The sequence below is a fragment of the Escherichia sp. KCJ4928 genome (assembly GCF_004352695.1).
GTDB lineage: Bacteria > Pseudomonadota > Gammaproteobacteria > Enterobacterales > Enterobacteriaceae > ECMA0423.
Window position 1 is genome coordinate 1 of record NZ_SJWV01000043.1, and the last position, 14,624, is coordinate 14,624.

14 protein-coding genes are annotated in these 14,624 nt (G+C 53.0%); 3 read left to right on the forward strand and 11 right to left on the reverse strand.

Annotation, left to right across the window (positions count from 1 at the left end; genetic code table 11):
• Positions 1-72: 72 nt before the first annotated feature.
• Together fadB and fadA are read left to right on the forward strand one after the other, a co-directional pair.
• Entirely contained in the window at positions 73-2,262 is a 2,190-nt protein-coding gene (fadB, locus tag E0D98_RS08990; RefSeq protein ID WP_000965947.1) for a fatty acid oxidation complex subunit alpha FadB, read from the forward strand.
• 9 nt (positions 2,263-2,271) lie between these two features.
• Positions 2,272-3,435 carry an acetyl-CoA C-acyltransferase FadA gene (gene fadA / locus E0D98_RS08995; RefSeq protein WP_050877108.1) on the forward strand — a complete coding sequence of 388 codons (1,164 nt, stop codon included), beginning with the start codon at positions 2,272-2,274 and terminating at the stop codon, positions 3,433-3,435.
• A gap of 191 nt (positions 3,436-3,626) precedes the next feature.
• Here fadA and fre read toward each other — a convergent pair whose 3' ends face one another.
• Positions 3,627-4,328: an NAD(P)H-flavin reductase gene (gene fre, locus E0D98_RS09000; RefSeq protein WP_000209826.1), complete on the reverse strand. Its 702-nt coding sequence runs from the start codon at positions 4,326-4,328 to the stop codon at positions 3,627-3,629.
• Between the two features lie 45 nt (positions 4,329-4,373).
• Positions 4,374-5,867, reverse strand: a complete 1,494-nt coding sequence (gene ubiD / locus E0D98_RS09005) for a 4-hydroxy-3-polyprenylbenzoate decarboxylase (RefSeq protein WP_000339804.1) — start codon at positions 5,865-5,867, stop codon at positions 4,374-4,376.
• 166 nt (positions 5,868-6,033) lie between these two features.
• Between ubiD and rfaH the strand changes: the two genes are divergently transcribed.
• A complete protein-coding gene (gene rfaH / locus E0D98_RS09010) occupies positions 6,034-6,522 on the forward strand; it encodes a transcription/translation regulatory transformer protein RfaH (protein WP_001192396.1) in 489 nt (162 codons plus the stop codon).
• Here the strand turns inward: rfaH and tatD are convergent.
• The 9 genes from tatD to udp all read right to left on the reverse strand — a co-directional run bounded on the left by tatD (position 6,519) and on the right by udp (position 14,424).
• Positions 6,519-7,301: a 3'-5' ssDNA/RNA exonuclease TatD gene (gene tatD / locus E0D98_RS09015; protein ID WP_001296978.1), complete on the reverse strand. Its 783-nt coding sequence runs from the start codon at positions 7,299-7,301 to the stop codon at positions 6,519-6,521. The genes rfaH and tatD overlap by 4 nt on opposite strands.
• 41 nt (positions 7,302-7,342) lie before the next feature.
• Positions 7,343-8,119: a Sec-independent protein translocase subunit TatC gene (gene tatC / locus E0D98_RS09020; RefSeq protein WP_000109943.1), complete on the reverse strand. Its 777-nt coding sequence runs from the start codon at positions 8,117-8,119 to the stop codon at positions 7,343-7,345.
• Positions 8,120-8,121: 2 nt separating this feature from the next.
• Complete coding sequence (gene tatB / locus E0D98_RS09025; protein ID WP_000459594.1) at positions 8,122-8,637, reverse strand: Sec-independent protein translocase protein TatB; 516 nt, start codon at positions 8,635-8,637, stop codon at positions 8,122-8,124.
• Positions 8,638-8,640: 3 nt separating this feature from the next.
• Positions 8,641-8,910, reverse strand: a complete 270-nt coding sequence (tatA, locus tag E0D98_RS09030; protein ID WP_001295260.1) for a Sec-independent protein translocase subunit TatA — start codon at positions 8,908-8,910, stop codon at positions 8,641-8,643.
• A 78-nt stretch (positions 8,911-8,988) separates the two neighbouring features.
• Complete coding sequence (gene ubiB, locus E0D98_RS09035) at positions 8,989-10,629, reverse strand: ubiquinone biosynthesis regulatory protein kinase UbiB (RefSeq protein WP_050877106.1); 1,641 nt, start codon at positions 10,627-10,629, stop codon at positions 8,989-8,991.
• The gene (gene ubiJ / locus E0D98_RS09040; protein WP_001295259.1) at positions 10,626-11,231 is read right to left on the reverse strand and encodes a ubiquinone biosynthesis protein UbiJ; all 606 of its coding nucleotides are present in this window, start codon (positions 11,229-11,231) and stop codon (positions 10,626-10,628) included. The genes ubiB and ubiJ overlap by 4 nt, the downstream gene beginning before the upstream one ends.
• Before the next feature lie 13 nt (positions 11,232-11,244).
• Complete coding sequence (gene ubiE, locus E0D98_RS09045; RefSeq protein WP_000227958.1) at positions 11,245-12,000, reverse strand: bifunctional demethylmenaquinone methyltransferase/2-methoxy-6-polyprenyl-1,4-benzoquinol methylase UbiE; 756 nt, start codon at positions 11,998-12,000, stop codon at positions 11,245-11,247.
• Positions 12,001-12,094: 94 nt separating this feature from the next.
• Positions 12,095-13,522, reverse strand: coding sequence for a DNA recombination protein RmuC (rmuC, locus tag E0D98_RS09050; protein ID WP_000347714.1), 1,428 nt, complete (start codon positions 13,520-13,522; stop codon positions 12,095-12,097).
• A 140-nt stretch (positions 13,523-13,662) separates the two neighbouring features.
• A complete protein-coding gene (gene udp / locus E0D98_RS09055; RefSeq protein WP_000045177.1) occupies positions 13,663-14,424 on the reverse strand; it encodes a uridine phosphorylase in 762 nt (253 codons plus the stop codon).
• Positions 14,425-14,624: the final 200 nt, after the last annotated feature.

A 14,624-nucleotide genomic window follows, 5' to 3' on the forward strand; every position in this document is an offset into this window, starting at 1 on the left:
ATTTTTAACACAAAATACACACTTCGATGCATCTGGTACGACCAGATCACCTTGCGGATTCAGGAGACTGACATGCTTTACAAAGGCGACACCCTGTACCTTGACTGGCTGGAAGATGGCATTGCCGAACTGGTATTTGATGCCCCAGGTTCAGTTAATAAACTCGACACTGCGACCGTCGCCAGCCTCGGCGAGGCCATCGGCGTGCTGGAACAGCAATCAGATCTAAAAGGGCTGCTGCTGCGTTCGAACAAAGCAGCCTTTATCGTCGGTGCTGATATCACCGAATTTTTGTCCCTGTTCCTCGTTCCTGAAGAACAGTTAAGTCAGTGGCTGCACTTTGCCAATAGCGTGTTTAATCGCCTGGAAGATCTGCCGGTGCCGACCATTGCTGCCGTCAACGGCTATGCGCTGGGCGGTGGCTGCGAATGCGTGCTGGCGACCGATTATCGTCTGGCGACGCCGGATCTGCGCATCGGTCTGCCGGAAACCAAACTGGGCATCATGCCGGGCTTTGGCGGTTCTGTACGTATGCCACGTATGCTGGGCGCTGACAGTGCGCTGGAAATCATTGCCGCCGGTAAAGATGTCGGCGCGGATCAGGCGCTGAAAATCGGTCTGGTGGATGGCGTAGTCAAAGCAGAAAAACTGGTTGAAGGCGCAAAGGCGGTTTTACGCCAGGCCATTAACGGCGACCTCGACTGGAAAGCAAAACGTCAGCCGAAGCTGGAACCACTAAAACTGAGCAAGATTGAAGCCACCATGAGCTTCACCATCGCTAAAGGGATGGTCGCACAAACAGCGGGGAAACATTATCCGGCCCCCATCACCGCAGTAAAAACCATTGAAGCTGCGGCCCGTTTTGGTCGTGAAGAAGCCTTAAACCTGGAAAACAAAAGTTTTGTCCCGCTGGCGCATACCAACGAAGCCCGCGCACTGGTCGGCATTTTCCTTAACGATCAATATGTAAAAGGCAAAGCGAAGAAACTCACCAAAGACGTTGAAACCCCGAAACAGGCCGCGGTGCTGGGTGCAGGCATTATGGGCGGCGGCATCGCTTACCAGTCTGCGTGGAAAGGCGTGCCGGTTGTCATGAAAGATATCAACGACAAGTCGTTAACCCTCGGCATGACCGAAGCCGCGAAACTGCTGAACAAGCAGCTTGAGCGCGGCAAGATCGATGGTCTGAAACTGGCTGGCGTGATCTCCACAATCCACCCAACGCTCGACTACGCCGGGTTTGACCGCGTGGATGTTGTGGTAGAAGCGGTTGTCGAAAACCCAAAAGTGAAAAAAGCCGTACTGGCAGAAACCGAGCAGAAAGTACGCCCGAATACCGTGCTGGCGTCTAACACTTCAACCATTCCTATCAGCGAACTGGCCAACGCGCTGGAACGTCCAGAAAACTTCTGCGGGATGCACTTCTTTAACCCGGTCCACCGAATGCCGTTGGTAGAAATAATTCGCGGCGAGAAAAGCTCCGACGAAACCATCGCGAAAGTCGTCGCCTGGGCGAGCAAGATGGGCAAAACGCCGATTGTGGTTAACGACTGCCCCGGCTTCTTCGTCAACCGCGTGCTGTTCCCGTATTTCGCCGGTTTCAGCCTGTTGCTGCGCGACGGCGCGGATTTCCGCAAGATCGACAAAGTAATGGAAAAACAGTTTGGCTGGCCGATGGGTCCGGCATATCTGCTGGATGTCGTGGGCATTGACACCGCGCATCATGCCCAGGCTGTCATGGCAGCAGGCTTCCCGCAGCGGATGCAGAAAGATTATCGCGATACCATCGACGCGCTGTTTGATGCCAACCGCTTTGGTCAGAAGAACGGCCTCGGTTTCTGGCGTTATAAAGAAGACAGCAAAGGTAAGCCGAAGAAAGAAGAAGACGCCGTCGTTGACGACCTGCTGGCAGAAGTGAGCCAGCCGAAGCGCGATTTCAGCGAAGAAGAGATTATCGCCCGCATGATGATCCCGATGGTCAACGAAGTGGTGCGCTGTCTGGAAGAAAGCATTATCGCCACTCCGGCAGAAGCGGATATGGCGCTGGTCTACGGCCTGGGCTTCCCTCCGTTCCACGGCGGCGCGTTCCGCTGGCTGGACACCCTCGGTAGCGCAAAATACCTCGATATGGCACAGCAATATCAGCACCTCGGCCCGCTGTATGAAGTGCCGGAAGGTCTGCGTAATAAAGCGCGTCATAACGAACCGTACTATCCCCCGGTTGAGCCAGCCCGTCCGGTTGGTGACCTGAAAACGGCTTAAGGAGTCACAATGGAACAGGTTGTCATTGTCGATGCAATTCGCACCCCGATGGGCCGTTCGAAGGGCGGTGCTTTTCGTAACGTGCGTGCAGAAGATCTCTCCGCTCATTTAATGCGTAGCCTGCTGGCGCGTAACCCGGCGCTGGAAGCGGCGGCCCTCGACGATATTTACTGGGGTTGTGTGCAGCAGACGCTGGAGCAGGGTTTTAATATCGCCCGTAACGCGGCGCTGCTGGCAGAAGTACCACACTCTGTCCCGGCGGTGACCGTCAATCGCTTGTGTGGTTCATCCATGCAGGCATTGCATGACGCAGCACGAATGATCATGACTGGCGATGCGCAGGCATGTCTTGTCGGCGGCGTGGAGCATATGGGCCATGTGCCAATGAGCCACGGCGTCGATTTTCACCCCGGCCTGAGCCGCAATGTCGCCAAAGCGGCGGGCATGATGGGCTTAACGGCAGAAATGCTGGCGCGTATGCACGGTATCAGCCGTGAAATGCAGGATGCCTTTGCCGCGCGGTCACACGCCCGCGCCTGGGCCGCCACGCAGTCGGGTGCATTTAAAAATGAAATTATCCCGACCGGTGGTCACGATGCCGACGGCGTCCTGAAGCAGTTTAATTACGACGAAGTGATTCGCCCGGAAACCACCGTGGAAGCCCTAGCCACGCTGCGTCCGGCGTTTGATCCAGTAAGCGGTACGGTAACGGCGGGTACATCTTCTGCGCTTTCCGATGGCGCAGCTGCCATACTGGTGATGAGTGAAAGCCGCGCCCATGAATTAGGTCTTAAGCCGCGCGCCCGCGTGCGTTCGATGGCGGTCGTTGGTTGTGACCCATCGATTATGGGTTACGGCCCGGTTCCGGCCTCGAAGCTGGCGCTGAAAAAAGCGGGGCTTTCTGTCAGTGATATCGGCGTGTTTGAAATGAATGAAGCCTTTGCCGCGCAGATCCTGCCATGTATTAAAGATCTGGGGCTAATGGAGCAGATTGACGAGAAGATCAACCTCAACGGTGGCGCGATCGCGCTGGGTCATCCGCTGGGCTGTTCCGGTGCGCGTATCAGCACCACGCTGCTAAATCTGATGGAGCGCAAAGACGTCCAGTTTGGTCTGGCGACGATGTGTATCGGTCTGGGTCAGGGTATTGCGACGGTGTTTGAGCGGGTTTAACCACTTGCCGGATGCGGCGTGAACGCCTTATCCGGTCTACCGATCCGGCACCAATGTAGGCCTGATAAGACGCGCCAGCGTCGCATCAGGCATCGTGTGCCGAATGCCGGATGCGACATAGATCTAAATGCCACTGAATAAAGTTTTAGTTGCCGTTCTTCCCGCCTGTCAGGGGCGGGTTTTTTTATATCTCAGATAAATGCAAACGCATCGCCAAACAGGCGATCTTCCCGCGCATTACGCTCACTGCAAAACAGATCGCGGGCAATTTTCGCCATCTCAAAACGTCCGGCAATATAGATATCATGCTCTGCCAGCGTACCGTGATCCTGCAATACCGCCGTTAACACGGTGCCAGTACGCCCACGCCAGCCCGCTTCCGGTTGTTCAACCACCGGCACCACTTGCAGACCAGGATGCTTCAACGAAAGCGCCTCAAGCTCGCAGAGATCATACAGATGCTGCTCTTCACGCCCGCCCCAGTAAATGGTGATATCACGGTTTGGGTTACGCGCCAACGCTGTCAGCAAAATCGAGCGGGCATAAGAGAACCCGGTGCCGCCCGCAATCAAAATCATCGGACGCTCTTCATCATCGCGCAGCCACGCTTCTCCGTGGGGAATATCGACCACGATTTGATGATCTTTGAGGATGCGGTCCATGACTGCTTTCGCGTAAAGGTTGATTTCAGAAGCGCCAATATGCAGCTCGATAAACCCTTTTTCATCCGGCGTCGAAGCCATTGAGAACGGACGTTTGTCGCGCTCATCCATCACTACCATCAAATACTGACCAGCGCGAAAAGAAAAGGCCGCATCTGGCACGATGCGGACACGATATACGGTATCCGTGATAGCTTCTACCGAGGTCACTTTACAGCTTAAGGTTGTCATGCGCTTTCTCTGTCGGATCGATAAATAGGGCAAAACAAACGCGCATCAGGCGCTTTTACCGTTGTTAAAAATAGCCAGTTCATCCCAGATGGCGTCAATATGCGCGACAACATCTGGATCTTTTTTGATGGGACGTCCCCATTCACGCTGGGTTTCCCCCGGCCATTTATTCGTGGCATCCAGCCCCATTTTTGAACCCAGCCCGGAGACAGGCGAGGCAAAATCCAGATAATCAATAGGCGTATTTTCTACCAGAACAGTATCCCGCGCCGGGTCCATACGGGTGGTAATCGCCCAAATCACATCGTTCCAGTCGCGTGCGTTGACGTCATCATCGCAAACGATCACAAATTTAGTGTACATAAACTGGCGTAAGAACGACCAGACGCCCATCATGACGCGCTTCGCGTGTCCGGCGTACTGTTTTTTGATCGTCACTACCGCCAGACGATAAGAACAGCCTTCCGGCGGCAGGTAAAAATCGACAATTTCCGGGAACTGTTTTTGCAGAATCGGCACAAACACTTCGTTCAGTGCGACACCCAGCACCGCGGGTTCATCCGGCGGACGACCAGTATAGGTGGAGTGGTAAATCGCATCTTCACGCTGGGTAATATGCGTCACGGTAAATACCGGGAAACTATCGACTTCGTTATAGTAACCGGTGTGGTCGCCATACGGCCCTTCCGGCGCCGTTTCACCTTGTTCGATATACCCTTCCAGCACAATCTCCGCACTGGCGGGCACTTCAAGGTCATTGGAGATACACTTCACCACTTCGGTCTTGGTACCGCGCAGCAATCCGGCAAACGCATACTCTGAAAGTGTATCCGGAACGGGGGTGACTGCACCGAGAATCGTGGCGGGATCGGCACCCAGCGCCACAGAAACCGGGAAACGTTCGCCCGGATGCGCCGCACACCACTCCTGATAATCCAGCGCGCCGCCGCGATGCGACAGCCAGCGCATAATCAGTTTGTTTTTACCAATCAGCTGCTGGCGATAAATGCCCAGATTCTGCCGCTCTTTATGCGGGCCGCGCGTCACTGTCAGCCCCCAGGTAATCAGCGGCGCGGCATCTTCCGGCCAGCAGGTCATAATGGGAATGCGATTGAGATCGACGTCATCGCCAGAGACGATTTTTTGTTGGCAGGGCGCACCACGCAGCCGCTTTGTCGGCATGTTCAATACTTGCTTAAACTGCGGCAGTTTATCAAACAGGTCGCGGAAACCTTTTGGCGGCTCCGGCTCTTTCAGAAACGCCAATAATTTACCAACTTCACGCAGCGCCGAAACATCTTCCTGCCCCATGCCCATCGCCACGCGCTTTGGCGTACCGAACAGGTTGCACAGCACCGGCATTGAGTAGCCTTTAGGGTTTTCGAACAACAGCGCAGGCCCACCGGCACGCAAAGTGCGGTCAGCAATTTCAGTGATTTCCAGATGCGGATCCACCGGGAGCGTGATACGTTTTAGCTCACCCTGCTGTTCAAGCAGCGTCAAGAAGTCGCGTAAATCGTTATATTTCATGGCGTCCATTGTAGCCTCTTAATCTACGCCCATTATACGGCGTTCATCTTTGCGATGCTGTAAATTTGTTAAATTAGCGTGAACTCTGACGGTATAACGCAAACCGGGGAATATAATTAACTTAGCGTAAAGCTTTTGCTATCCTTGCGCCCCGATTAAACGGATAAGAGTCATTATGCAATCCTGGTATTTACTGTACTGCAAGCGCGGGCAACTTCAACGTGCCCAGGAACACCTCGAAAGACAGGCTGTGAATTGCCTGGCACCGATGATCACCCTGGAAAAAATCGTGCGTGGAAAACGTACTGCAGTCAGTGAGCCATTGTTTCCCAACTACCTGTTTGTCGAATTTGATCCAGAAGTGATTCATACCACGACTATCAACGCGACCCGCGGTGTCAGCCACTTCGTGCGCTTTGGCGCGTCGCCAGCGATAGTCCCATCGGCGGTGATTCATCAGCTATCGGTATATAAACCGAAAGACATTGTCGATCCGGCAACCCCTTATCCGGGTGATAAGGTGATTATTACCGAAGGCGCGTTCGAAGGCTTTCAGGCCATTTTCACCGAACCCGATGGTGAGGCTCGCTCCATGCTATTGCTTAATCTTATTAATAAAGAGATTAAGCACAGTGTGAAGAACACCGAGTTCCGCAAACTCTAAAACGCAATCCCAAACAGTGTTTTGACATTGGCATCCGTGGTGGCAGCCAGCCATGCGGCATCTTCTCCACGCCAGTGCGCAATACGTTGCAAAATATGGGGCAGATGGGCTGGCTCGTTGCGCCGGGATGATGGCTTTGGCGTGAGATCGCGCGGGAGCAGATACGGCGCATCAGTTTCGATCAGCAATTTCTCCGCCGGAATCAACGGCAACAATTCCCGCAGCTCCAGCCCGCGTCGTTCATCGCAAACCCAACCGGTAATGCCGATATAAATTCCACGCGCCACGCACGCCTGCATCTCTTCGCGTGTGCCGGTAAAGCAATGAAGAACCGCACCAGGCAGTTTATCCAGCCACGGCTCCAGCAATGTCATAAACCGCTCGTGGGCATCGCGACAGTGCATAAATACCGGCATGTTTAAATCTGCGGCAATGCGTAGCTGGGCAACAAAAGCGCGTTCCTGCTCTTCCGGCGTCGAAAAGTTGCGGTTAAAGTCGAGACCACATTCACCAATCGCCACCACTTCTGGCTGCGCGGCCAGCTCAATAATCGCTTCTTCAGTCGCAGCTTGCCACTGGCTGCTGTCGTGAGGATGTACGCCCGCCGTTGACCAACAGGACGAATACTGACGCGCCAGCTTTTGCGCCTGCTGGCTTTCACGCAGGTTAGTGCCGGTGATGAGTAGCCCATTAACTCCCGCGTCAAAAGCGCGCGCTACAACATCATCACGGTCTTTCGCAAATTGCGAACTGGTCAAATTAACGCCGATATCAAACATCCTGTACTCCATATGACAACCGCCCTGACGGGCGGTTGAATTTATTCTTCAGTTTTTTCGCTTTCTGCTTCAGCGTCGTTTTCCTCTTCCCGATTTCGCCCTTTACCAACGTAAAAGCGTGAGAAGAAGACACCGATTTCAAACAGACAGTACATCGGGATCGCCAACAGCGTTTGCGAGAAGACATCCGGCGGCGTCAGCAACATCCCGACAACGAATGCACCAACCAGCACATACGGGCGTTTTTTGCGTAAGTCTTCTGGCGAGGTAATCCCCATCCAGCACAGCAGCACAATTGCTACCGGCACTTCAAAGGAGACACCAAACGCCATAAACAGCGCCATAACGAAGCTTAAATAGCTGGCGATGTCGGTGGATACCTGCACCCCTTCCGGCGCGGTATTGGCAAGGAAGCCAAATGCCAGCGGAAAGACCACAAAGTAGGCGAATGCCATGCCGATATAAAACAGCAGAGAGCTGGAAACCAGCAGCGGCACCACCAGGCGACGTTCATGCTTATACAGCGCTGGGGCGATAAATGCCCACACCTGATAGAGAATCACCGGCGCTGACAGAATCAGCGACACCATAAAGGTCAGCTTGATCGGCGTAAAGAACGGCGAGGCCACGTCGGTGGCGATCATCGTTGAACCTTGCGGCAACTGCTTGATCAATGGCGCGGATACCAGGTGATAGATGTCATTGGCGAAATAGACCAGACACAGGAATATCACGATCACCGCGATAATGCAGTTCAGCAGACGCTTACGCAGCTCAATCAGATGCGTGATAAGCGGTTGAGTATCTTCTACAGACATGTTTACGGTTTATCACTCGACGAAGGGGAAGGTGCAGCGGTTTTCGGTTCAGCGTCCGCAGCAGGTTTTACCACCGGCTCTGGCGTGGTTTCTGGCTTCTGTTCCGGCGAACTGGCCTGCGTTTGTGCAGCGGCAGGCGTTACGCCCTCATGCGCAGCTTCATTATCTTTCACCACCGGGTTATGGATGGTGTGCGCTTCATCGCTCGCCTTTTCAGGATCGTTTGCAACGTAGGAACGCTTCATCGACTCCGCGGCCTGGCGTAGTTCATCCATCGACGCTTTCAGTTCGGGCGTCAGGTTAGTGAGGCTCGCCTTTTCAACCTTTTTCAGACTGTCCTGAAACTCCTGGAGTTTTAACTCCTGGGTCAGTTCGTTCTGCACCGTTGTCGCCAGTGAACGCAACGCGCGAATCCAGCCCGCTACCGTTTTTACCGCCACAGGCAGTCGTTGCGGCCCCAGAACGACGAGGCCGATGATGAACACCAATAGCAGTTCGCTAAAACCGATATCAAACACGGATTACACCTGCTCTTTATCGTGGCGCTTCGCGTCTTCTGTTTTAGCCTGTTCCTGATTCGTATCCGCCTGCTTATCGGCGATAGTTTTCGCAGTAAAATCAGCATCCTGACTGGTTTTATCCTGCTTTGGTTCATCATCGCTCATTGCTTTTTTAAAGCCTTTGATCGACGCACCAAGATCGGAACCGATGGAGCCGAGCTTTTTGGTGCCAAAAAGCAGTACAACGATGACGGCAATAATCAATAACTGCCAAATACTGATACCACCCATACATGTTCCTCTGTGGTAGATGATGATTAAACAAAGCCGCATTATACGTTACACGGCCCGCCTTGAGCGATGAAAAAATCAGCGTGTTTTGCGCCAACCGACAAACCAGGCGATCAGACCACCTGCCATTAACCAGCCGGGCATCAGCCCCCACTCAGGTCGGCTGACCAACAAGAATGTGCCACTTAATACTAACGTAGCGCCAATTCCGAGAAAATAACGCGATTGTCCCTGACGTACATGATTTGACTGAAGCTCGCGGGCAATCTTATCAACACTGTGCTGTAAATACTTGCCCTGGCGCAAACTGTCGTAAACCAATTCAGGCAGTTCTGGCATTTTTTCGACCCAGAACGGCGCTTTTTCTTTAAATGCTCTCACCAGCGCAGGAATACCGACCTGATCTTTAATCCACGACTCCAGGAAAGGCTTCGCTGTTTTCCATAAATCGAGCTGCGGATAAAGCTGGCGTCCTACCCCTTCGACATAGAGCAGGGTTTTCTGGAGTAACACCAGTTGCGGCTGCACTTCCATATTGAAGCGACGCGCCGTATTAAACAGATTTAACAGTACATGTCCAAACGAAATTTCGGCCAGCGGTTTCTCAAAGATAGGTTCACAGACCGTACGAATGGCAAATTCGAACTCTTCAACGTTGGTATCTGGTGGCACCCAGCCAGAATCGACGTGTAGCTCTGCCACTTTGCGATAGTCGCGATTAAAGAAGGCGATAAAGTTTTCTGCCAGATAGCGTTTATCTTCTTTGTTTAGCGAGCCAACAATCCCGCAATCAATGCCGATATATTTCGGGTTTTCCGGGTATTCATAGCTTACGAAGATGTTGCCAGGGTGCATATCGGCATGGAAAAAGCTGTCGCGAAAGACCTGAGTGAAGAACACCTGCACGCCGCGTTCCGCCAGCAATTTCATGTTAGTGCCGTTTTTCTCCAGCGCCGCAACATCAGACACCGGAATGCCGTAAATGCGCTCCATCACCATCATCCCTTCACTACAATAGTCAGGGTAAACTTCCGGGATGTAGAGCATCGGGCTGTCTTCAAAATTGCGCCGAAGCTGAATGGCGTTGGCAGATTCCCGCAGCAAATTCAGTTCATCAATCAAGGTCTTTTCGTACTCGCGCACCACTTCGGTTGGGCGCAGACGGCGACCATCCGGCAGCAAACGCGGCACCCAGCGAGCCAGACGGTAGATAAGTTTCAGATCCGCTTTAATGACCGGCAAAATATCCGGGCGGATGACTTTAATCACCACCTCTTTACCATTCGATTTCAATCGCGCGGTATGAACCTGGGCGATAGAAGCAGAAGCCAGCGGCTTGATTTCAAAATCGTCAAACCACGCTTCTACCGGCAAGCCGCCCATTGCAGCTTCAATCTGCTGCTTCGCCAGCTTGCCATCAAACGGAGCAACTTTGTCCTGCAATAACGCCAGCTGATCGGCAATATGCGGTGGAAAAAGATCGCGGCGGGTTGATAACATTTGCCCGAACTTGATCCAAACCGGCCCCAGTTCTTGCAGGGCCAGTCGTAGTCGCTCACCTAAAAGTTTGTCTTTATGTCGATTTGGCATCCAGAATAATGAGTATCGCCATAGCCGTAGCGGCAGGGTGATACGCATTTTGGGGATCAGTTCATCAAGTCCGTAGCTTAAAAAAGTGCGAATGATGAAATATAGGCGCCGTACTTCACCTGGCGTCATTTAGCCTCCAGTTTTTCCAGCCGTTTGGTCAGGGCATCAACAGCACGCTCGACGGCAGCCGTCTCTTCCGCAAACCAGGCCACTTCAAGCGGACCGGGTGCCATACGCCACTCTTCAGTAATGGCTTCCGCCACATAACGTTGCTGGCGCTTAATGCCGTGATGCAGGAACTTTGCGCCTCCGCGCATGGCTTTGCTGATTCCTTCAGCGGCGATATCACCGGTATAAGGGGCCAGCAGTTCCGCAGGGTCGAACTCTGCCAGATCTGCCAGCGCAACGAAGTTTTGCACCACCTGAATATCGCCCTGCACTTCCAGCTCACCACTGCGAATCAGTGCGGTAAGCTGCTGGCGATCGCGAAGTTTCGGCAACACACTGGCGTAGGCGATAACGGTGCAGTCAGCATCGCCTGCCCATTCGCCCAGTACATCAACCTGGCGTTCGCTGAACACCAGAATCAATGACGTCGAAAAGCCTTTTACCTCCACGCGCAATACTTTACCCAGCAGACGCGAGCGGGCTGTTTTCAGCGCGGGTGAGCGATACAGGAAGGTGTTGAGCAGACTTTCAATTCCTGCCGTCACTAAAGGTTTAAAAGGCATTTCCGGTCTCCTGTCAGAACTTATAACCACGATGCAGCGCCACAACCCCTGCCGTCAGATTGTAGTAGTCGACACTTTCGAATCCGGCATCCTGCATCATGGCTTTCAGGGTATCCTGATCGGGATGCATACGGATGGATTCTGCCAGATAACGGTAGCTGTCGGCGTCGTTCGCGACCAGTGAGCCAATACGCGGCAGCACATGGAAGGAGTATGCATCATAGGCTTTGCTCAGCGGCTCGATAATTGGCTTCGAGAACTCAAGCACCAGCAGGCGGCCGCCGGGTTTCAGCACGCGATACATTGAACGCAGTGCTTTATCTTTGTCGGTGACGTTACGCAGACCAAACGAAATGGTGATGCAATCAAAGGTGTTATCCGGGAACGGCAGCGCCTCAGCGTTCGCCTGAACATACTCAACGTTGCCAATCACACCGATATTACGCAGCTTCTCGCGTCCCATTTTGAGCATGGATTCATTGATATCAGCAAGGACCACTTTGCCAGTTTCTCCGACCAGGCGGGAGAATTTCGCTGTCAGGTCGCCGGTGCCACCAGCCAGATCCAGCACGGTCTGCCCACGGCGTACGCCGCTGCAATCAATCGTGAATCGCTTCCACAAACGATGAATACCAAATGACATCAAATCATTCATGACATCGTATTTTGATGCCACGGAATGGAAAACGTGGGCGACCATATCCGCTTTTTGTTCCTTCGCGACGGTCTGAAAACCAAAGTGCGTCGTTTCTTGTGACTTATCCACCATCTCAATGCCTGCTCATCAAAAAATTGTTCCAGAAGTGTAACAGATTGGGCGTCGATGCCCTAGATTTCTACCCGGCTTAACTACCCCTAATGGGCTAGCGCGACTGCTGATTATATTCATCATCGCGTTGATAAGCTTCATCATTCGGCTGCTCCGGAACCGACCGAAGTCGATACTCTTCATCCTGGCTCACCGCCTGTTCAGCCAAATCCGGATTAATCTCGCGTTTAATTTCTACTCCTAAACCGCGAAACGCTTCTGCCTGCGCCAGCACATTTCCGCGACCTGAAGAGAGTTTTTTCATTGCCTGGCGGTAGTTATCCTGCGCTTTGTCGAGACTTTGACCAATCGCGGACATGTCATCGATGAACAAACGCATCTTGTCGTACAGCTTGCTGGCACGATCGGCGATTTGCTGGGCGTTGCGGCTTTGATGCTCATAACGCCACAGGTTGGCAATAGTACGCAACGCCACCAGCAGCGTAGTCGGGCTAACCAGCATGATATTGTTTTTCAACGCTTCGGTGATCAGCTCCGGCTGGCGGTCAAGCGCCAGTAAAAAAGCGGGTTCAACGGGAATAAACATCAGCACGTAATCCAGAGTTCGCAGCCCCGGCAGCTGTTGATAATCTTTGCGTCCCAGCAAACGGATATGGTTACGCACCGACGCGATATGTTCCTGTAGCGCGCTTTCGCGGGTGTAGTCATCTTCGGCGTTGAAATAGCGTTCATAGGCGACCAGCGTCATTTTGGCGTCGATCACCACATCTTTTCCCTGCGGCAGCCGCACGATGACATCCGGTTGCATCCGCGAGCGGGCGTCATTTTCGATGCTGACCTGGGTTTCATATTCATACCCTTCACGCAGACCGGAAGCCTCCAGCACCCGCGTCAATACTACCTCGCCCCAGTTGCCCTGGGTTTTATTGTCGCCTTTCAGCGCGCGCGTCAGGTTGATCGCTTCCTGGGCCATTTGCGCGTTGAGTTGCTGGAGATTGCGAATTTCGTGGGTCAGGGTATGGCGTTCTTGTGCTTCTTTACCGAAGCTGTCCTGAACCTGACGGCGGAAACCGTCCAGTTGTTCACGTAGCGGCGACAACAGGCTGTTCAGACTCTGACGGTTTTGCTCATCAACCCGGCGATTGCTGTGCTCAAAAATACGGTTGGCGAGGTTTTCAAACTGCTCACTGAGGCGCTGCTCGCTGTTAATCATCTGGCGAATTTTATCGTCAGCATGTTGCTGTGCGGCTTCCATCCGCGTGGTTACTTCACGCAGATCGGCCTCCAGAGAGGTGTTAATACTTTGCAGGCTGCGCACTTCGTTATTGAGTAACTCGCACTCTGCACGCCAGTGCTCGCTTTGGGTAATTTGTTGTTTTGCCGCGCTTAACTCCGCGACCATCTCTTCACGTTCAGCTAATTGCTCGGCTTTTTGCTGCGCATGTTGATAACTGGCAAACAGCCAGCCAATTGCCACACCCACCAACGCAATAACTGCGTAAACCATGATTGAGAAATCCACAACGCCTCCTGACGCAACAACTTACCCGCACAAAATAGAATTGTGCTGTACAAACGTCCAGTTGGAAAGGCATTTCCTGCGAGGCGCTACGCAAAAATACAAAAGGCCGAACGCGTCGGCCTTCAGACAGGAGAAGAGAATTACAGCAGACGACGCGCCGCTTCCACCACGATTTTCACCGCATGGCTTTCGGTTTGTTTCATCGTCTCAGCATTCGGGATCTCTTGCTGGGTGCGGTTAACGATAACACCCGCTACCATACCGGCACGCAGGCCCTGACTTGCACACATGGTCAGCAGGGTTGCAGATTCCATTTCATAGTTCATTACGCCCATCGCCTGCCACTCTTCCATAGAACCTTTAAAGTGACGAACTACGCGACCAGAGTAAGTATCGTAACGTTCCTGACCTGGGTAGAAGGTATCAGAAGAAGCTGTCACGCCAACGTGAGTTGTCGCGCCAATGGATTTCGCAGCTTCAACCAGCGCAGTCGTACATTCGAAATCAGCGACAGCCGGGAATTCCAGCGGTGCGAAGTGCAGGCTCGCGCCATCCAGACGGACAGACGCCGTGGTAACCAGGACATCACCCACATTAATATGCGGCTGAATAGCGCCCGTTGTACCGATACGCAGGAAGGTGCGAATGCCCAGCTGTGCCAGCTCTTCAACAGCAATAGAGGTAGACGGGCCGCCGATACCGGTAGAACAGACGATAACAGGTTTACCATCCAGCTCTGCACGCCAGGTAGTGAATTCGCGGTGAGATGCCAGCTTAACCGGCTTATCCATCAGCGCGGCGATCTTTTCCACACGATCCGGGTCGCCAGGGACGATGGCAAGCGTAGCCCCTTGTAAATCGTTTTTAGTGAGGCCGAGATGAAAAACATCAGACTTGGACATATACAACTCCTCTGTGAATCGGTTTAGTCAGAAGAAGCAAAAAGACACTTTACCGAAGGGTTTAACATTTTTTCGTGATACTCATCACCATGACGCAAACGCGTTGCATAAATTTACCCATCAAAAGTGATGTAAATCACATAAATCACTCTTCATTCTGCAGGACTGCATAAAAGATGAGCCGATTCAGGCAATGTGAT